20 protein-coding genes and 2 tRNA genes are annotated in these 19026 nt (G+C 71.9%); 8 read left to right on the top strand and 14 right to left on the bottom strand.

Annotated features, from left to right (window positions below):
- The 6 genes from KSNIM_RS18820 to pknB form a co-directional block, all read left to right on the top strand.
- The coding region (locus tag KSNIM_RS18820) for an FHA domain-containing protein (RefSeq protein WP_263104380.1) at positions 1 to 427 on the top strand (427 nt) is incomplete at its 5' end.
- A gap of 12 nt (positions 428 to 439) precedes the next feature.
- Entirely contained in the window at positions 440 to 952 is a 513-nt protein-coding gene (locus KSNIM_RS18825; RefSeq protein ID WP_263104381.1) for an FHA domain-containing protein, read from the top strand.
- 122 nt (positions 953 to 1074) lie between these two features.
- Positions 1075 to 2688 (top strand): PP2C family protein-serine/threonine phosphatase, encoded by a 1614-nt coding sequence (locus KSNIM_RS18830; protein ID WP_263104382.1) that lies wholly within the window; start codon positions 1075 to 1077, stop codon positions 2686 to 2688.
- A 45-nt stretch (positions 2689 to 2733) separates the two neighbouring features.
- Positions 2734 to 4167 (top strand): FtsW/RodA/SpoVE family cell cycle protein, encoded by a 1434-nt coding sequence (locus KSNIM_RS18835; protein WP_411543739.1) that lies wholly within the window; start codon positions 2734 to 2736, stop codon positions 4165 to 4167.
- 14 nt (positions 4168 to 4181) lie between these two features.
- Positions 4182 to 5645, top strand: coding sequence for a peptidoglycan D,D-transpeptidase FtsI family protein (locus KSNIM_RS18840; protein ID WP_263104383.1), 1464 nt, complete (start codon positions 4182 to 4184; stop codon positions 5643 to 5645).
- Between the two features lie 272 nt (positions 5646 to 5917).
- Positions 5918 to 7981, top strand: coding sequence for a Stk1 family PASTA domain-containing Ser/Thr kinase (gene pknB / locus KSNIM_RS18845; RefSeq protein WP_263104384.1), 2064 nt, complete (start codon positions 5918 to 5920; stop codon positions 7979 to 7981).
- A gap of 81 nt (positions 7982 to 8062) precedes the next feature.
- Here pknB and KSNIM_RS18850 read toward each other — a convergent pair whose 3' ends face one another.
- The 5 genes from KSNIM_RS18850 to KSNIM_RS18870 form a co-directional block, all read right to left on the bottom strand.
- Complete coding sequence (locus KSNIM_RS18850) at positions 8063 to 8758, bottom strand: class E sortase (RefSeq protein ID WP_263104385.1); 696 nt, start codon at positions 8756 to 8758, stop codon at positions 8063 to 8065.
- 23 nt (positions 8759 to 8781) lie between these two features.
- On the bottom strand, positions 8782 to 9822 hold the full coding sequence (locus KSNIM_RS18855) for a class E sortase (protein WP_263104386.1): 1041 nt from the start codon (positions 9820 to 9822) through the stop codon (positions 8782 to 8784).
- Positions 9823 to 9826: 4 nt separating this feature from the next.
- A complete protein-coding gene (locus KSNIM_RS18860; protein WP_263104387.1) occupies positions 9827 to 10486 on the bottom strand; it encodes an aminodeoxychorismate/anthranilate synthase component II in 660 nt (219 codons plus the stop codon).
- 63 nt (positions 10487 to 10549) lie between these two features.
- Positions 10550 to 10717, bottom strand: a complete 168-nt coding sequence (locus tag KSNIM_RS18865; protein WP_263104388.1) for a hypothetical protein — start codon at positions 10715 to 10717, stop codon at positions 10550 to 10552.
- A gap of 79 nt (positions 10718 to 10796) precedes the next feature.
- On the bottom strand, positions 10797 to 11555 hold the full coding sequence (locus tag KSNIM_RS18870; RefSeq protein ID WP_263104389.1) for a DUF881 domain-containing protein: 759 nt from the start codon (positions 11553 to 11555) through the stop codon (positions 10797 to 10799).
- Positions 11556 to 11719: 164 nt separating this feature from the next.
- Between KSNIM_RS18870 and crgA the strand changes: the two genes are divergently transcribed.
- Positions 11720 to 11968, top strand: coding sequence for a cell division protein CrgA (gene crgA, locus KSNIM_RS18875; RefSeq protein ID WP_263104390.1), 249 nt, complete (start codon positions 11720 to 11722; stop codon positions 11966 to 11968).
- Positions 11969 to 12264: 296 nt separating this feature from the next.
- Here the strand turns inward: crgA and KSNIM_RS18880 are convergent, their stop codons facing one another.
- Both KSNIM_RS18880 and KSNIM_RS18885 read right to left on the bottom strand, forming a co-directional pair.
- Positions 12265 to 13155 carry a rhomboid family intramembrane serine protease gene (locus KSNIM_RS18880; protein ID WP_263104391.1) on the bottom strand — a complete coding sequence of 297 codons (891 nt, stop codon included), beginning with the start codon at positions 13153 to 13155 and terminating at the stop codon, positions 12265 to 12267.
- 80 nt (positions 13156 to 13235) lie between these two features.
- The gene (locus KSNIM_RS18885) at positions 13236 to 13760 is read right to left on the bottom strand and encodes a peptidylprolyl isomerase (RefSeq protein WP_263104392.1); all 525 of its coding nucleotides are present in this window, start codon (positions 13758 to 13760) and stop codon (positions 13236 to 13238) included.
- Between the two features lie 173 nt (positions 13761 to 13933).
- Here KSNIM_RS18885 and KSNIM_RS18890 point away from each other — a divergent pair, with 173 nt between their 5' ends.
- On the top strand, positions 13934 to 14806 hold the full coding sequence (locus tag KSNIM_RS18890; RefSeq protein ID WP_263104393.1) for a DUF5324 family protein: 873 nt from the start codon (positions 13934 to 13936) through the stop codon (positions 14804 to 14806).
- A 97-nt stretch (positions 14807 to 14903) separates the two neighbouring features.
- Here the strand turns inward: KSNIM_RS18890 and KSNIM_RS18895 are convergent.
- The 7 genes from KSNIM_RS18895 to KSNIM_RS18925 all read right to left on the bottom strand — a co-directional run.
- A tRNA-Ala gene (locus KSNIM_RS18895) sits at positions 14904 to 14976 on the bottom strand.
- A 129-nt stretch (positions 14977 to 15105) separates the two neighbouring features.
- A complete protein-coding gene (locus KSNIM_RS18900) occupies positions 15106 to 15234 on the bottom strand; it encodes a DLW-39 family protein (protein WP_014137031.1) in 129 nt (42 codons plus the stop codon).
- Between the two features lie 40 nt (positions 15235 to 15274).
- Complete coding sequence (locus tag KSNIM_RS39120) at positions 15275 to 15724, bottom strand: DUF6191 domain-containing protein (RefSeq protein ID WP_317634033.1); 450 nt, start codon at positions 15722 to 15724, stop codon at positions 15275 to 15277.
- An 86-nt stretch (positions 15725 to 15810) separates the two neighbouring features.
- Positions 15811 to 16473 carry a hypothetical protein gene (locus tag KSNIM_RS18910; protein ID WP_263104394.1) on the bottom strand — a complete coding sequence of 221 codons (663 nt, stop codon included), beginning with the start codon at positions 16471 to 16473 and terminating at the stop codon, positions 15811 to 15813.
- Positions 16474 to 16915: 442 nt separating this feature from the next.
- A tRNA-Ile gene (locus KSNIM_RS18915) sits at positions 16916 to 16989 on the bottom strand.
- Between the two features lie 16 nt (positions 16990 to 17005).
- Positions 17006 to 18382: an SAM-dependent methyltransferase gene (locus KSNIM_RS18920; protein WP_263104395.1), complete on the bottom strand. Its 1377-nt coding sequence runs from the start codon at positions 18380 to 18382 to the stop codon at positions 17006 to 17008.
- A 208-nt stretch (positions 18383 to 18590) separates the two neighbouring features.
- Positions 18591 to 19026 (bottom strand): DUF3566 domain-containing protein (locus KSNIM_RS18925; protein ID WP_263104396.1); only part of this gene is annotated, 436 nt, incomplete at its 5' end.

Consider the following 19026-nt stretch of genomic DNA (forward strand, 5'->3'; position numbering starts at 1 on the left):
CGCGCCCGGCGCGCCGTGGCAGCAGCAGGGCGCGGCACCGTACGGTGCGCCGCCGCCCCCCGCCGGGCCCCCGCCGACGCCGCAGGGTCCGCCCGCGGTCGGCGGGAACGTCCGCCCCTTCCCGGGCGCCGGCCACAGCGGTGCGAACACCCGCCGCTGGGTGGAGGTCAACGGCACCCGGCACCAGATCACGGGCAACGCGTGCGTGCTCGGCCGCTCGACCGAGGCGGACATCCGGATCGACGACCCCGGGGTCTCCCGCAAGCACGCGGAGATCCGGCCGGGGACGCCCGCGATGGTGCTCGACCTCGGGTCCACCAACGGCATCGTGGTGGACGGGCAGCACACCCAGCGCGCTACGCTCCGCGACGGCTCCCGAATCGTCCTCGGGTCCACCACCATCGTCTACCGACAGGTCGAAGGGTAGAGCGGGCCACTCATGTCAGAACTGACCCTCACGGTCATGCGGCTGGGCTTCCTGGCCGTGCTGTGGCTGTTCGTCATCGTCGCGGTCCAGGTCATCCGCAGCGACCTGTTCGGCACCAAGGTGAACCCGCGCACGGCGCGGCGCACCGCAACCGCCGCCGCCGCGTCCACCGGCCGCCCGCCCCAGCAGGGCGGGCAGTCCGCGCCCCCGCAGCCGCGCCAGCGCCGCGGCGCACCGACCCACCTGGTGGTCGTGCAGGGCTCGCTGGCCGGCACCACCGTCGCCCTGCAGGGGCAGACGATCACGCTCGGCCGGGCGCACGACTCCACGATCGTGCTGGACGACGACTACGCCTCCTCCCGCCATGCCAGGATCTTCCCGGATCAGACTGGGCAGTGGACGGTGGAGGATCTAGGCTCCACCAACGGCACGTATCTGGACCGGCAGCGGCTCACCGCGCCGATGCCGCTCCAGCCCGGCGTGCCGATCCGTATCGGCCGGACCGTCATCGAACTGCGGAAGTAGCGGCGCATGAGGGACACCACCCCGTCCAAGACCAGTCGGGAGCGCGGGCGCCGCGCTGCCGCTGCCGTGCGCGCCCACGGCATGGTCGCCACCGCTCGGGCCCGGAAGGGGGCGGCGACGGCATGAGCCTGGTGCTGCGCTTCGCCGCCGGCTCCCACAAGGGCCTGATCCGGGAGGGGAACGAGGACTCCGGCTACGCCGGTCCGCGGCTGCTCGCCGTCGCGGACGGCATGGGCGGCGCGGCGGCCGGCGAGGTCGCCTCCTCGGAGGTGCTCGGTTCGATCGTCCGGCTGGACGAGGACATCCCCGGCGCCGACCTGCTGACCCTGCTCGGCGACGCCGTTCAGGGCGCCAACGACCGGCTGCGGCAGATGGTCGAGGAGGACCCGCAGCTGGAGGGCATGGGCTGCACCCTCACCGCGATGCTGTGGACGGGCCAGCGGATGGGCCTGGTGCACATCGGCGACTCCCGGGCGTACCTGCTGCGGGACGGCTCGCTGACCCAGATCACCCAGGACCACACGTGGGTCCAGCGCCTGGTGGACGAGGGCCGGATCACGCCCGAGGAGGCGGAGACGCACCCCCAGCGGTCGCTGCTGATGCGCGCGCTGGACGGCCGCGGCCAGGTCGAGCCGGACCTCTCGATCCGCGAGGTGCGGGCCGGCGACCGCTACCTGATCTGCTCGGACGGCCTGTCCGGTCCGGTCAGCCACCAGACCCTGGAGGCCACGCTCGGGAGCTACTACGCCCCGCAGCAGACCGTCCAGGAGCTGATCCAGCTGGCGCTGCGCGGCGGCGGCCCGGACAACATCACCTGCATCGTGGCGGACGTCATCGACGTCGGCGCCACGGACACCCTGAGCGGGCAGCTCGCGGACATCCCGGTGGTCGTCGGCGCGGTCGCCGAGTCGCAGCCGCACCACGGCGACCACAACCTGCTGAACACCCCGGCCGGCCGCGCCGCGGGCCTCGGGCGCCCGCAGGCCCCGCAGGGCGCGTTCGGCCCGGCCAGCGGCTACGAGGCGGCGGGCTTCGGCCCCGCCGAGGGCTACGAGGACGACGGCTACGGCGCGGCCGAGGGCTACGGCGCCGATGCGCAGGCGTACGAGGGCTACGACGGCGAGCGCCCGTCCCGGCGCAAGCGCAAGGGCCGGAAGCTGAAGGTCTCGCTGGCCGTGCTGGCCGTGCTCGGCCTGCTGGGCGGCGGCGGGTACGTCGGCTGGAAGTGGACGCAGGACCAGTACTACGTCGGTGCCGACGGCGACGGGGTGGCGGTCTACCGCGGCCTGAACCAGTCACTGGCCGGCCTGAACCTGTCCTCGGTGTACGAGCAGCACGGCGACATCGAACTCAAGTTCCTGCCGACCTACCAGCGGACGCAGGTCACCAAGACCATCCAGGCGAAGAGCCTGGCGGACGCCCGCGAGCAGGTCCGCACCCTGGGCACCCAGGCGGCGGTCTGCAAGAAGGTCTCGCAGGGCGCCAAGTCCGGCCAGGGCGCCACCGGCGGCGGCGCCACGCCGCAGCCTGGTGCCAGCCCGAGCCCGTCGGCGGCGTCTCCGTCGGCGTCCGGCACGGCGCTGACCCAGGTGGGCTTCCGCAACGAGACCCCGGCCCCCGGGGCGAGCCCGAGCCCGAGTCCGAACACCGGCACCCTGAACACCGGCAACCCCGGCACCACGCCCGAACTGACCGAGCAGGAGAAGCAGCTGGCGACCTCCTGCCCGACCCCCTAGCACCGACCCCGCCAGGGGACTCAGCCGTCGGGGAGCGGCCTACACGTGAGCACCTTTGACCTGAGCAACAGCGACACCGACCGCCGCGGCGCGCGGCGGGGCAACACCACGATCACGCCGCAGAACGCGCCGAACCGCCGCAACACCGAGCTGGCCATGCTCGGCTTCGCGGTGGTGCTGCCGATGTTCGCCTACGCCAACGTGGGCCTCGCCATGGACGGCTCGCTGCCGGCCGGCATGCTGGCGTACGGCCTCGGCATGGGCACTCTGGCCCTGATCGCGCACCTGCTGATGCGCCGTTTCGCGCCGTACGCGGACCCGCTGCTGCTGCCGCTGGCCACCCTGCTCAACGGGCTGGGCCTGGTGATGATCTGGCGGCTCGACAAGGCCGGCAAGCTGCTCGCCAACAACTACCCGGCGGCCGCCAACCAGCTGATGTGGTCGGGCCTGGGCATCGCGTTCTTCATCGGCGTCATGGTGCTGCTGAAGGACCACCGGATCCTGCAGCGCTACACGTACATCTCGATGGCGGTGGCCCTCGTCCTGCTCGCCGCGCCGGCGTTCTTCCCGGCCCGGGCCGGTGACTTCGGCGCCAAGATCTGGATCCACATCGGCAGCTTCTCCATCCAGCCCGGCGAGTTCGCCAAGATCATCCTCACGGTCTTCTTCGCCGGCTACCTGATGGTCAAGCGGGACGCGCTGGCACTGGCCAGCCGCCGCTTCATGGGCCTGTACCTGCCGCGCGGCCGCGACCTCGGCCCGATCATCGTGGTCTGGCTGCTGTCGATCCTGATCCTGGTCTTCGAGACCGACCTCGGCTCGTCCTTCCTGTTCTTCGGCCTGTTCGTGGTGATGCTGTACGTCGCCACCGAGCGCACCAGCTGGATCGTCTTCGGCCTGGTGATGTCGATCGGCGGCGCCGCGGTGGTGGCCTCCGTCGAGTCGCACGTGCAGACCCGCATCAACTCCTGGCTCGACCCGATGGCGGCCTTCGCCGACCCGCCGCCGCCCGGCACCAGCGAGCAGATCGGCCAGACCCTGATGGCCTTCGGCTCCGGCGGCGTCACCGGCACCGGCCTCGGCCAGGGCCGCTCGTGGCTGATCCAGTTCGCCGCGAAGAGCGACTTCATCCTCGGCTCGTTCGGCGAGGAGCTCGGTCTGACCGGCATGATGGCGGTCTTCCTGCTGTACGGCCTGATCGTGCAGCGCGGCCTGCGGACGGCCGTCGCCGCCCGCGACCCGTTCGGCAAGCTGCTCGCGGTCGGCCTGTCCTCGGCGTTCGCGCTGCAGGTCTTCGTGGTCGCCGGCGGCGTCACCGGCCTCATCCCGCTGACCGGTATGACGATGCCCTTCCTCGCCCAGGGCGGTTCCTCGGTGGTGGCGAACTGGGCCCTGATCGCCATCCTGCTCAAGATCAGCGACAGTGCGCGCCGCCCGGCCGCCGAACCGGAGCCGGCCGCCGCCCCGGCCTCGGCCTGAAAGGGATCCGACACGTGAACAAGCCCATCCGCCGGGTCTCGGTCTTCTGCCTGATCCTCGTCCTCGCCCTGATGGTGCGCACCAACTGGGTGCAGGGCGTCCAGGCGCACGCCTGGGCGACCAACAAGAACAACGACCGGAACAAGTACGACCGGTACGCCTACCCGCGCGGCAACATCATCGTGGGCGGCCAGCCGGTCACCAACTCCGACTTCGTCAACGGCCTGCGCTACAAGTACAAGCGCAGCTGGGTCGACGGCCCGGTGTACGCGCCGGTCACCGGCTACTCCTCGCAGTCCTTCGGCACCAGCCAGCTGGAGTCGCTGGAGGACGGCATCCTGGCCGGCACCGACTCGCGGCTGTTCTTCCGGAACACCCTCGACATGCTGACCGGTGACGACAAGAAGGGCGGCGACGTCGTCACCACGATCGACGCCAAGGCCCAGAAGGCCGCCTTCGAGGGCCTCGGCAACAAGAAGGGCGCGGCGGTCGCGATCGACCCGCGCACCGGCGCGATCCTGGCCCTGGTCTCCACCCCGTCCTTCGACCCGAGCACCTTCTCCGGCAGCTCGGCGGCGGACGCCGACGCCTGGAAGAAGCTCAACGCCGACCCGAACAAGCCGATGCTGAACCGGGCGCTGCGCGAGACCTACCCGCCGGGCTCGACCTTCAAGCTGGTCACCGCGGCCGCCGCGTTCGAGGACGGGAAGTTCCAGAACCCCGGGGACAAGACCGACACCCCCGAGCAGTACTTCCTGCCGGGCACCAAGCAGGAGCTGCAGAACGCCAGCAAGACCGAGCCCTGCACCAACGCCACGCTGCAGGACGCCATGGACCTGTCCTGCAACACCGTCTTCGGCAAGATCGGCGCCGAGCTGGGCGGGCAGAAGCTGCGCGCGCAGGCGGAGAAGTTCGGCTTCAACAACCCCAAGGTGGACGTGCCGATCCGGGCCACCACCAGCGTGTTCCCGTCCAACTCCTCGCCGGACGGCACCGCGATGGACGCCATCGGCCAGCACGACACCCGCGCCACGCCGCTGCAGATGGCGATGGTGGCCGCGGCGATCGCCAACAACGGCACGCTGATGGAGCCGTACCTGGTCGACCAGGAGCGCTCCAGCACGCTCGCGGTGGTCTCCAAGCACTCCGAGAAGGTCATGAGCCAGCCGGTCTCGGCGACGACCGCCCAGAAGCTCCAGCAGCTGATGGAGTCGGTGGTCCAGAACGGCACCGGCACCAAGGCGAAGATCGACGGGGTCACGGTCGGCGGCAAGACCGGAACCGCCCAGCACGGCCTGGACAACAGCGGGCTGCCGTTCGCCTGGTTCATGTCCTACGCCAAGGGCGCGGACGGCAAGCAGGTCGCGGTGGCGGTCGTGGTCGAGGACGGCGACAGCAACAGGAACGAGATCAGCGGCGGTTCGATCGCGGCGCCGATCGCCAAGAGCATCATGCAGGCGGTGGTGCAGGGCAAGTAGCAGCGGGCACCGGCCCGGAGGACCTGAGGGAATCGTCACAGTAGGACCGTTCCGGTGCATACCGGTCTGGTCTCAGCTGGCAGGCTGTTCGGGTTGCCACAGGTTCGCCCGGTAGCGTATCCGCCAGCAGCGGGTGTACCCACTGCTGAGCCGCGGCTCCGGCCGGGGTGTCGCCGTCACAGAACCGCTGTGGCGGCGGCGAGCGTCCAACAGTGCGTGCGGGGACACCTACGTCACATCCTCACCACCCGGTGAGGGAGAGGGTCGGAACTATGGAAGAGCCTCGTCGCCTCGGCGGCAGGTACGAGCTCGGCGGCGTCCTCGGACGCGGCGGCATGGCCGAGGTCTACCTGGCCCATGACACCCGGCTCGGCCGCACGGTCGCCGTGAAGACCCTCCGCGCGGACATGGCACGCGACCCGTCCTTCCAGGCGCGCTTCCGCCGCGAGGCGCAGTCCGCGGCCTCGCTCAACCACCCCGCGATCGTCGCCGTGTACGACACCGGCGAGGACTACATCGACGGCATCTCCATCCCGTACATCGTGATGGAGTACGTCGAGGGCTCGACCCTGCGCGAGCTGCTGCACTCCGGCCGCCGGCTGCTGCCGGAGCGCGCGCTGGAGATGACCATCGGCATCCTGCAGGCGCTGGAGTACTCGCACCGGGCGGGCATCGTCCACCGCGACATCAAGCCCGCCAACGTGATGCTGACCCGCCAGGGCAACGTCAAGGTGATGGACTTCGGCATCGCCCGGGCGATGGGCGACGCCGGCATGACGATGACGCAGACCTCGGCCGTCATCGGCACCGCCCAGTACCTCTCGCCCGAGCAGGCCAAGGGCGAGACCGTCGACGCCCGCTCCGACCTCTACTCCACCGGCTGCCTGCTGTACGAGCTGCTGACCGTGCGTCCGCCGTTCGTCGGCGACTCGCCGGTGGCGGTGGCGTACCAGCACGTGCGGGAGGAGGCCCAGCCGCCGTCCGCGTTCGACCCGGAGGTCCGCCTCGAGGTCGACGCGATCGTGCTGAAGGCCCTCGCCAAGGAGCGCGACTACCGCTACCAGAGCGCCGACGAGATGCGCGACGACATCGAGCGCTTCCTCGACGGCCTGCCGGTGGCCGCGGCCCAACAGGCCGCCGCGTACGGCATGGGCGGCGCCGGCTACGGCTACGACCAGGGCGGCGCCGCGCAGTACGACCCGTACGGCCAGACCAACCTGCTGCCCCAGCAGGGCGCGGCCGGCCCGACCACGATGCTGCCGCAGGTCGGCTCCCAGCAGTCCGGCTACGGCTACCCGCCCCAGGCGCACGACGACGGCTACGGCGGCTCCGGCGGCCAGGGCGGCGGCTACGAGGACGAGGACGGCTACAGCCGCAGCAGCCGTCGGCAGAGCCAGCAGAAGAAGAACAACACCTCCTGGATCGTGCTGGCCGTCGCGGCGGTGCTGGTGCTGGTCGGTGCGTTCTTCGTCGTCCAGGCGATGCTGAACAGCGGCGGTGGCGGCGGCGGCAAGACGACCGCGCCGAACCTGGTCGGCCTGAGCCTCGCCGACGCGCAGGCGAAGGCGAAGACGCAGAACGAGAAGCTGCAGGTGCAGCAGAGCACCCCGATCGCCTGCCCGGACGCGAAGATCCAGAAGGATCAGGTCTGCACCCAGGAGCCGGTCGCCAACTCGCAGATCGACCTCAACACCCCGATCAAGGTGCACCTCTCCTCCGGCCCGGTGGAGACGGACATCCCGGACGTCTCCGGCCAGTCGGTGGACGCGGCGACCACGACGCTGACGGGCAAGGGCTTCACGGTCAAGACCGAGATCAAGAACGACGACTCGGTCGCCCAGGACAAGGTCATCTCCTACAGCCCGACGGGCAAGGCCGCGGCGGGCACGCAGATCACCCTGACCATCTCCGGCGGCGCCGGCAAGGTCCCGGTGCCGAGCGTGGTCGGCCAGACCAAGGACGCGGCCAGCCAGGCGATCACCGACGCCGGCCTGACGGTCAAGGTCGCCACCCAGTCGGTGACCGACCCGGCCCAGGTGGACCTCGTCCTGGACCAGAACCCGAAGAGCGGGCAGCTGAAGAAGAACGCCCAGGTCACCATCACGGTCGGCAAGCTGGCCGAGAAGCCCACGGTGCCGATCCTCGTGGGCAAGACCTACAAGCAGGCCTTCGCGCTGCTCACCCAGAAGGGCCTCCAGCCGCAGGTCGTCTTCGGCCCGCAGGACGACAACGCGATCGTCCTGAGCAGCGACCCGCCGTCCGGCACCCCGGTCGACGCGGGCGCGGTCGTCCGCCTGACCACGCGGGCCGGCGACGGTCCGCCCGCCGGCAACTGACGGACGGACGACTCACGGAAGGGGCCGCGCACGGCGCGCGGCCCCTTCCGCGTTCCCGGGGTCCGCCGTCGTCGCGGCCCTTCAGGCCGCCAGTTCGGGCGGCGGGGTGCGGTGGGCGTCCACCGGTTCGACCCGCTGCAGGCTCCCCCACACCACCAGGCGGTACAGCGAGGTGTACACCGGCGTGCAGGTGGTCAGGGTGAGGTAGCGGCCGGGCCGGGTGTACGGCGAGCCCTCGGGGACGGGGGCGATGACGCCGGTGTTGTCCGGGGATGTCTCCGGCAGCACGCCGTCGACCCGGTAGACGTACCAGTGGTCGTCCGTCTCGATCACCACCGGGTCCCCGGGGCCGAGCCGGTCCAGGTCGTGGAAGCGGGCGCCGTGGCCGTCCCGGTGCGCGGCGAGGGTCACGTTGCCGACCGGGTCCCAGGGCATCGCGGACCGGTACGGGGCCTCGTAGAGCCCGGCGACCCCGGTGTCCAGGACGTCGGCGCCGGTGCCGGCCCGGATCACGACCTCGTTGCCCCGGCCGAGCGCCGGGACGTGCAGGAAGCCCACCGCGCCCACCGTCCGGGCCCGCGCCCCGGTGGGCAGGGGCGCGCTCCAGCCGGCGCGCAGCCGGGCGGCCTGCTGCCCGGCCTGCCGGTCCGCGACCAGGTCGGTCCACCAGACCGAGTACACCGCGAAGAGGGCGATCACCACCCCGAATGTGATCATCAGCTCGCCGGCGGCGCCGGCCGCCGCCCCGAGCCGACGACCGACGGACACAGGACTCACGGCGTGGCCTCCCGGGTGCGGGATCAGCCGGTGAGCGCGGCGGGCTTGCCCTGGCTCCTCGGCCGTTCCTCGAGCATCTTCCCGAACACGATCAGGCGTCCGCGGGCACTGAACTCGGGTGTACACGTCGTCAGCGTGATGTAACGACCCGGTTGGGCGAACGGCGACCCCTTGGGGATCTTCTGAAGAACCGTCACGTTGGTCGGCGGCGTCTCGGGGATGCCGCCGGCGACCTCGTAGGTGTAGAAGGAGGTCGCCGTCTCCACCACGATCTTGTCACCGGGCGCCAACTGGCCGATCTTGCGGAAGGGCTGACCGTGCGTCGTGCGGTGCGCGGCGATCGCGAAGTTGCCGGCCGCGTCCGACGGCATCGCGGTGCCCGTGTAGTGGCCGACCAGTCCCTTGTCGAGCACCTGCTGCTTCTGGGTGCCCTCGGCGATCGGGTACTTGAGGCCCAGTTTGGGGATGTACAGCAGCGCGAAGCCCTTGCCGGGCTCGAACTGCCCGGCCGGCGTCGAACCGGGCTTGGCCGGTCCGGTGGGCTGCGGGGCGCTGTTCCACTGCTGCTCCAGCCGGTCCCCGGCGGCGTTCGCCGAGGCGTCGGCCTGCACGTTGGTCCACCACAGCTGGTAGGCGACGAACAGCAGCATCACCAGGCCGAGGGTGATGAACAGCTCGCCGATCGCGCGGGCGAGGACGACCCGCTTCTTCTCCTTGGGCCGCGGCCGTGCGGCGGCCGCGCCGGAGCGGCCCTGGGCCCGGCGACGGCCCGTGCCGGGGGCGCCCAGCCCGCCGGCCGCACGACGGCGCTCGGCACGGCCCTCCGGCGCGGCCGGCGGCGCGGGAACGGCGGGTGCCGCCGCTTCGGGGACGGTCCGCAGCTGCATCGTCCGGTCGTCGAGCTGCCAGTCGGCCGGCCAGCCGGCCCGCCCGCCCGGCGACGCGCCGTCGTGCGGGGCCGCTCGGTGCGGAGCCGGCGGCTGCGGGTCGGCGGACTCGTACACGCCCCAGTCGTCGGCCCCACGGTCCGGCTGCGTGCCCCCCTCCGGGCGTACGGCGGTCACCGTGTCAGCTCCGGCCGATGACCGGGGCGAGTCCGCGGGAGCGCCCGACCGCCTCCGGGAATCCGCACTCGGCGAGCCAGTTGGCGAGCATCCGGTGGCCGCCCTCGGTGAGCACCGACTCGGGGTGGAACTGGACGCCCTCGACCGGCAGCTCGCGGTGGCGCAGGCCCATGATCACGCCGCTGTCCGTCCGCGCTGTCACCACCAGGCCGTCCGGCACGGTGCCGGGCTCGACCGCGAGCGAGTGGTAGCGGGTGGCGGTCAGCGGCGAGGGCAGGCCCTCGAAGACGCCGCCGTCCTCGTGCTCCACCAGCGAGGTCTTGCCGTGCAGCAGCTCGGGCGCGCGGTCGACCACGGCGCCGTAGGCGACGGCGATCGACTGCAGGCCGAGACAGACGCCGAACACCGGCAGGCCGATCGAGGCGCAGTGGTGCACCATCTCGACGCAGACGCCGGCCTCCTCCGGGGTGCCGGGGCCGGGCGAGAGCAGCACCCCGTCGAAGCCCTCGTCCCCGGCGCGGCGCACGGCGTGCTCCACGGTCACCTCGTCGTTGCGTACCACCTCGCAGGTGGCGCCCAGCTGGTACAGGTACTGGACGAGGTTGAAGACGAAGCTGTCGTAGTTGTCGACCACGAGGATCCGGGGCGAGCCTGCGGAGCTCATGCGTGCTTCTCCTGGGGTGGGTCCGGTGTGCGGATCGGGCAAGGGACGGGGAGCGGCGGCCGGTCAGCCGGTGCCGTTCTCCACCGTGACGTCGCCGAAGGGCAGCAGCGGTTCGGCCCACGGGAAGACGTAGTGGAACAGGACGTAGACCGCCCCGAGGACGAGCAGCAGCGAGATGATCGCGCGGACCGGGGTGTTCCCCGGCAGGTGGCGCCAGAGCCAGCCGTACATCGAGCTCCTCGGATCGGGTTCGGAGACCAGATTAGACGCCGCACCGCCGGGGCACGCCGCCCGTCGTCCTTCCACACCCCTAACGAGCGGCCTGGGCCGAGAGATCCACCGAGCCCTGGTAGCCGGGAACGGTGAGGTCGCCGCTCTCCTGGACCTTCCAGCCGAGCCCGTACGCCGCGACGTACTGCAGGTAGTTCTTGATCGCCGGGTCGGCGTCCACCGCGGTGCGCAGGGCGTCCGTCCTGCCGACCGCCCTGATCACGTACGGCGGCGAGTAGACCCGGCCCTGCAGCAGCAGGGTGTTGCCGACGCAGCGCACCGCGCTGGTGGCGATCAGCCGCTGGTCCATGACCTGGATGCCCTCGGCCCCGCCCCGCCAGAGGGCGTTGACCACGGCCTGGATGTCCTGCTGGTGGATGACCAGGTCGTTGACGCCGGGCTCGGGCACGCCGGGGATGCGGGCGGTGGCGTTGGGCGGTGCGTCGTTGAGGGTGACGGTGAGGCCGGGGCCGCGCAGCGGCTCCAGCCCGGCCGTCCGCTCCAGCGCGTCCAGGTGCGCGGTGTCGGCCGGGTCCTGGCTCTGCTCGCCGGCCAGCCGGTCGACCTGGTCGTGCAGGCCGCCGATCTGCGCCTGGATCTGCTGGTTCTGCGTGCTGCGCTGCTGTATGACGTCGCTGAGCCCCAGCAGGGAGTCGTCGGTCCGCAGGTCGGTGCCCTGGGCGGTGCGGGCGCTGATGTAGAAGAGCAGTCCGGCCAGCGCGAAAACGGCGCAGGTCAGGGCACGGCCGACAATTCGGATGCGCGAGGGGCGGCGAACTGCCGGAGAAGGGGGAATCATGGAATTAGGCACCGTACCCTTATCTCCTTCAGACCCGGCGAACCACTACGCTAACGGACGCCGGTGGCATGTGCGGAGCACGTCTCCCGTACGGACCGGCCCCCACAGCCACCGCGCTCCGCTGCACACCGCGCGGTCACAGCGCATCGACAGGAGAGCTCCTCGTGCCGAAGTCCCGAGTCCGGAAGAAGGCCGACTACACGCCGCCGGCCACCACCGCCGTGAAGATCAGCTCCGGCCGCGGCTGGGTCGCCCCGTTGATGCTGGCGTTCTTCCTCATCGGCCTGGTCTGGATCGTCACCTACTACGTGACGAGCGGCAACTGGCCGGTCGGCAGCTGGGGCAACTGGAACATCCTGGTCGGCTTCGGCTTCATCGCGGCGGGATTCGGCGTCTCCACGCAGTGGAAGTAGCGGCACGGCCGGTCCGTTCCGCCCCTCGCCGCCCCGGTTCGCCCGGGGCGGCGTTTCGCTGCCCACCGGGCGAGTGCTCGTACGTTTATCCACACGGTTATCCACACTGGGGAAAACTCTCCCCAGCCTGTGGATAACCCGTTCGCGTTTCCCCGCCCGGCCTCCGCAGCCATTCCGCGGAACGGCGAATTCACCCAGGGGGACGCGCGTAGACCCGGTACGTGCACAACGCCGGTCGAACGAGCTGTGCACAACCCGCCGCGCGCTGTGGACAACGGCACGCACCTCGGCCGCCCTCAGGCCCCCAGACGGGCCGTCTCCACCGCGACCATCAGCACCACCACGGCCAGCACGCCGGTCACCGTCAGCCCCTGGACGAGGTTCCGGCGGGCACGCGGCGCGTACATCAGCCCCGCGCCGGTGACCGCGCCGGCGATCAGCCCGCCGACGTGCGCCCGCCAGTCGATCGCGGACACCGAGAAGGTGATCACCAGGTTGAACACCAGCAGCGCGATCACCGGCCCGAGCGGCGTCCGGGTCACCCGGAACAGCACCGCGGTGGCACCCAGCAGGCCGAAGATCGCCCCGGACGCGCCCACCGAGTAGACGTTCCCCCCGGTCACCACGTACGCGAAGGCGTTCCCCGCCAGGCCGGAGAGCAGGTACAGCGCCAGGTAGCGCGCCCGCCCCAGCACCCGCTCCAGCTGAGGACCGAGCACCCAGAGCGAGACCATGTTCATCAGGATGTGGAACGGCCCGGCATGCACGAAGACCGCGGTGGCCAGCCGGTACCACTCCTCCGGGCCCTCGGCCACGCCGAACCGCACCGGGAAGGCCCCGGCGTGCGTCCCGCTGAGCATCGCCAGCCGGACGCCCCACTCCGGGCTCAGGTACTCCGTCACCAGGAAGACCAGCGCGTTGATCCCGATCAGCACCTTGGTGACCAGCGCGCCGTCCCCCACCGGGAGCCCGCCGAACAAGGTCCTGGCCGGTCGGTGCGCGGCGGCCTCGCCGCGCACGCACTCGGGGCAGTGGAAGCCCACCGAGGCGCTCACCATGCACTCCGGGCAGATCGGCCGGCCGCAGCGGGAGCACCCCACCCCGGTCTCCCGCTCGGGGTGCCGGTAGCAGCCCGGCAGCGGTGCCGACCCCTCCGGCTGCGGACGTACGGGCTCGTCCGGGAGCATCCGGGATTCCCTCCTCGTGACAGGTCCCGGGGCCGCCCTCCGCGGGCACCACCGGGACCGTCCAGGCTACTGCCGGCGGATCAGCGCCGGGTGATCTCCACCGACTCGATCACCACGGGCTCCAGCGGACGGTCGTCGCCGTCGGTCGCCACCGCGGCGATCCTCTTCACGACCTCCCGGCCGGCCGGGTCGGTGACCTCGCCGAAGACGGTGTGCTTGCGGGTCAGCCGGGTGGCCGGCGCGACCGTGATGAAGAACTGCGAGCCGTTGGTGCCCGGGCCGGAGTTGGCCATCGCGAGCAGGAACGGCTTGGTGAAGGCGAGCTCCGGGTGGAACTCGTCGGCGAACGCGTAGCCGGGGCCGCCGGTGCCGTCGCCCAGCGGGTCGCCGCCCTGGATCATGAAACCGCCGATCACCCGGTGGAAGACGGTGCCGTCGTAGAGCGGCTTCGCCTCCTTCTTCCCGGACTCCGGATCCACCCACTCGCGGGTGCCCTCGGCCAGCTCGACGAAGTTCGCCACCGTCCTCGGGGCGTGGAAGGGGAAGAGGTCGACCACGATGTCGCCCTGGCTGGTCCTCAGGGTCGCCGTGCGCACGTGGGCCACGACCGCCCTCCTTCACTCCGGGACGCTCCGGGTCGTTCCGGTCCGTCGACACCGGAATCATCCCACGGGCCCTGCGGACGGCCCAGCCCGGCGTGCCTCTCGCCATAACGGGATGCATGATCTCGAAAGAGGTGGAAATGTGCATACCGGACGCCACCGAAGAGGAGAAGCCCGTGACCCGTCTGGACTCAGCGCGCGAGAACGCCGGCTGGAGCAAGGAAGCCGCCGCCGTCTACGCCGCCACTGCCAAGGACGCCGCACTCCACTACGCGGACGAGGCCAGGCAGCGGTTCGGCCCGGCCGTCGAGGCGCTCGGGCCGAAGGCCGCGGCGGCCGGTGCACAGGCCCGCAGCAGCGCCACCCAGGCCGCGCAGGCGGCCCGCGTTCAGTACGCCAAGCACGTCGCTCCGCAGCTGGAGCACGCCTTCCTCTCGCTGCCGCCGGGCGCGCAGCAGAGCACCCTGAAGGCCGTTCACCGCGCCCAGGAGGCGGCGCTGGCCGCCAAGATCAACGCCGGTAGGGCCGCCGAGCAGGCCAGGTCGACCCTCGGGCCCAAGGTCGCCGACGCCTACACCGGCGCCAGGGCCACCGTCGTCCCGGTCGCCCAGGAGGCCCAGGTCCGCGGCGCCGCAGCGCTCACCGCGCTGCAGGGCCACGTGACCGCCGCCGAGATCAGCGAGCTGGCCGCCAAGAACATCAAGAAGGAGAACCGCAGCGGCTGGGCGACCGGCCTCGCGGTGGGCGGCGTCGTCACGATCGGCGCCGGCGTCTTCGCCTGGCAGTGGTGGCGCAAGCAGAACAACCCGGAGTGGCTGGTCGAGCCCCCGGCGGGTGCGCACAACGGCACCGGCGCCAACTCCTCGAGCGGCGAGCGGCCGGCGACCGGGACGGGCACCGCCGCAGCGGCCGCCGACGCCCCGGTGAACGGCTCCGTCCCGCACGACCAGCAGCAGGGCGACGACACCACGCCCAAGCCCACCCCGCCGCCGCCGAGCCGGCCGGACGCCGACCGGCCCAAGCCGCACGACCCGCGCAAGCCGCACTGATCCTTCGGGCGATATCCCCGGCGGATCCCCGGGCCCACCGGGCCCGGAACGACGATCGGCCGCTGACCTGATCCCAGGTCAGCGGCCGATCCGTGTGTGGAGCTTAGGAGATTCGAACTCCTGACATCTGCCATGCAAAGACAGCGCTCTACCAACTGAGCTAAAGCCCCAGCAACAGCGCACGAAGCCGTGCACTGCGCACTAGCGTACCCGCTCTCGACGGAAATCTTGAGCGGGCCGCCGACCGCGGCCCCGGGCCGGACCGACCGGACCGGAACCGACGAAGATCGTCCAGCGCCTCAGCGACCGGCCGGGACCGGGTCGGTGGCCTCGGTCCACAGGTCCTGCTCGGCGCGGTCCGCCTGGACCTGACGGTAGACAAAGAAGCCGCCGAGGGCGACCAGGGCGACCAGGAGAAGCTTCTTCACCGCGGGACCTCGTCCTTCTTGCAGATCGGATGTACGAGCATCAAGGAGCGGTCGGGCCGACAGACCGCCCTGCGGCCGATGATACACACCGGTAACCCGCTTCCGAGCGGGCCGCCACCGCGTCCAACCCGGCCCTCCTCGTGCCCGATTGACGCGACGGCTCCTGCCGGGGGCCGGCGGCGCCCGGGCGGGGGGACAGCACGGCGGTGCCGCGCCGCAGGTCGAGGCCGCCGCGCGGCGGGGCGCCGTCGCCCTCCTCGTCGCGGAGCATCAGCGTGGTGGCGCGCTGCTTGAGCTCGTGCTGCTTGCCGGCGGCGAACTGGGCGTGCAGCTGCTCGAACCCGGTCGCCGAGACCTGTCCCTCGCGGCCCGCACCGCGCCACGGCAGCCGCCCTGCCCTGCGTGCGTGCAGGGCCAGCTGGTCCAGCACGGCCAGCGCCACCAGGGCGCACACCAGCCCGGGCAGGCTCATCGCCCAGAAGATCGCCACGTCGACCGCCTCCCGTCCCGGGCCCCACTCGTCGGCACCAGCCTGGCGGGCCCGGGACGAGAGGTCCAGGGACGTGAATCACCCGGTCAGCGGCCGAGGCTCCACCTGCGCGGCCGAACGGCACCGAGTCGGCCGAGGCCGCGACGGAGCTCGGCAACGTCCTCGCGGAGCTCGCGCATGTCGTGGGCGACCTCGCAGAGCCGGGCACTCATCGCCCGCACCAGCGCCCGGTCGGCCAGCACCATCCGCTCGCAGGCGGCCAGCCGGTCACCGACCTGGCCGGCCAGGACCCACTGCTCGGCGGCGGTGAGGAGGGCATCGCGGTCGACCGCCACGGCGGCCGCCCCCTCGACGTCGAGCAGGTGCGACCGCACCCGCCGCGCGACGTCGCTCCGCCGCAGCAGCATGGCGATGTTGAGCACCGAGCGGCGCGTGTAGAGCGCCGTGCGCCATCCCCCATTAGAGGTAGGCTTCAAATTGAAGCTCGGGCTGACCTGGGGGTTTGCCGGACTGTGGACAACCCTGTGGATAACTTTGAGGCCGTTTTCCACAAGCTCGGCGCGATGCCGCTGGACAAGGGTGTTGATCGCACGCTCGCCGACCTCGAAGTAGTCGGCGACCATCCGGGTCGTGATGTGCAGCCCGTCGGGCAGCAGGACGAGGGCCTTCACATGGTCGAGCGCCTCGACCCGGTCGCACAGGCTGCGACGGAGAGTCGGGGATTCGAGCAGGGCAGCTTCCCTGGACATGGGTACGCCTCCGGGACGGAGTGGATGGTGGACCGCCCCTTCACCCCGGGCCGGGGGCATGGTCTTCCGCCAGCAGGAGCGGAGGTCGCGTCACGTCCACGGATCCAATGACCGGTTCTGTCGCCCGGCAATCCCCGACTTCACAGCAGTTTCGAGTCGCCCAACCCCAAGGTGCCTCCGCGCACCCGGTCCAACGAGCCAAGGGCGCCCGGCGTCACGCCGGTCCGGGCCGCACGGCCTCCCCGGGGTCGGAGCCGCGAACGGACGTGTTCCCCGTCCCGGCACCCCTGCCGTCGGCTCGGGCAACGAGGTGAGGAGCTCGCCGTCCATGACGTGCGGCGGGCAGCGGGCGTCATCGGACGAGTGGCCGTTGGCGTGGCGTGTGGCGCAACAGGCAGACAGAAGGGCCCGGATGACGAGTCATCCGGGCCCTTCGTGCAGGTGGGGCTAACAGGACTTGAACCTGTGGCCTCTTCCTTATCAGGGAAGCGCTCTAACCGTCTGAGCTATAGCCCCTTGCCGCACTGAAAGATTAGCGGACCGACGGCCGATCTCCCAAATCCGTATCGGCGGGCTGCTCCGATCGGGGCCGGTCGGGGGCTCGGCGGGCCTGCGCGAGCCACTGGTCGCGGGTGGCGGGGAGGCCGCTGGCGCCGGACTCGGGGGTGCGGACGGCGAGCACCTGGTTGATGCCGATGCGGTTCTCCTCGAAGGCCACCGCCGAGGCGGCCATGTACAGCCGCCACACCCGGGCGCGGCCGCGGCCGGCCAGCTGGGCGGCGGTCTGCCAGTTCGCCTCCAGGTTGGCGACCCACTCGCGCAGGGTGAGCGCGTAGTGCTCGCGGAGCGACTCGACGTCCCGGACCTCGAAGCCGGCCTCCTCCAGGAGGGTGACGGTGCTCCCGACCGGGGCGAGCTCGCCGTCGGGGAAGACGTACCGGTTGATGAAGGGGCTGGGGACGTACGGCTCGCCGGGGCGGTCGGGGCGGCGGGAGATCTGGTGGTTGAGCAGCCGGCCGCCGGGGGCGAGCAGGCCGTAGAGGCCGCGGGCGTAGGTGAGGTACTGGACGGCGCCGACGTGCTCGGCCATGCCGACGCTGGAGATGGCGTCGAAGGGGCCGTCGGGGATCTCCCGGTAGTCCTGCAGCCGGACCTCGATCCGGTCGGCGAGTCCGGTGTCGGCCACCCGGCGGCGGGCGTGGTCCACCTGCTCGGCGGAGATGGAGACGCCGACGGCGGTGACGCCGTAGTGCCGGACGGCGTGCAGCAGCAGGGAGCCCCAGCCGCAGCCCACGTCGAGCAGCCGCTGGCCGGGCCGCAGCCCGAGCTTGCGGCAGATCAGGTCGAGCTTGGCCTCCTGGGCGGCCTCCAGGCTCTTCGCCTCCGGCGTCCAGTAGGCGCACGAGTAGACCATGCTGGGGCCGAGGACGAGGCCGTAGAAGTCGTTGCCGACGTCGTAGTGGTGGCTGATGGCGTCGCGGTCCCGGCGGCGGCTGTGGGCGCGCCCACGGCCCTTGGGGACCTCCTCCGGCGGGGGAGCGGGCTGCGGGCCCAGGGCGCCCGCCTTCAGGGCGGTGCGCAGGGCGCGCCTCCCGGGGCCCCCGAGCACGTCGCCGAGCCCGGGCCGGTGGACGTCGGTCCGCTCGGAGAACCGGCCGACGGCGGAGAGCACCTCGTAGAGGTCGGTGTCCGGCGCGACGTCGAGGTCGCCGGAGACGTAGGCGCGGGCGAGGCCGAGCTCGTCCGGGTGCCAGAGCAGGCGGCGCAGGGCGCGCCGGTTGCGCAGGACGAGACCGGGGGCGCCGGGCGGGCCGGCGGTGCTGCCGTCCCAGGCCGTCAGGCGCACCGGGATCCGGGCACCGAGCAGTGACTCCACCGCACCGACCAGTTCCGTCGCGACCTCGGCCATCAGAACACCTCCGAGCAGCCATACCGGACAGTCCGGGCGCCCCCGGCACCGCCACAGCCAACCGCCGCCCGGGGCCGCTGGGCGGTCCGGCACGCCGGGGCGGCGGCGCTGTCACCCGGATGCCAGCGGGCCCCGACAGCTGCAACAGCTGTCGGGGCCCGCCTTGTTCCCGGGAACTGACTCGATGTCAGCGATCCGGGGCCGGTGCTCAGTCCTCTTCGGCGAGGGTCAGTTCGACACCGCCGGTGAAGCCGGCCGCGGTGTTGTAGATGAACGCCGAGAGGGTCGCGAGCGCGGTCATCAGCACGACGTCGATGACGGCGATCAGCGTGGTGAAGATCATCACCCGGCCGAAGCCGATGTACTCCATGAGGTCGAAGCCACCGGAGGTGTCCGAGCCGGTGACGTCCTTCAGCGTGCTGGTCAGCGAGTCGAAGACGCCGAGCGCGTTGAGGACGATCCACAGCACCGCGGAGGCCACGATGATGACCACACCGACGGCCAGCGACAGCAGGAAGCTGACCTTCATGACCGACCACGGGTCGGCCTTGATCACCCGCAGCCGGGCCTTGCGGACCCGGCCCCCGGCTCCGGCACCGCCGGCGGCGGAGCCGGGGCTGCCGGCCGGCCGGCGCGCGGCCGGG

It is taken from the genome of Kitasatospora sp. DSM 101779, assembly GCF_025655475.1.
Taxonomy (GTDB): domain Bacteria; phylum Actinomycetota; class Actinomycetes; order Streptomycetales; family Streptomycetaceae; genus Kitasatospora.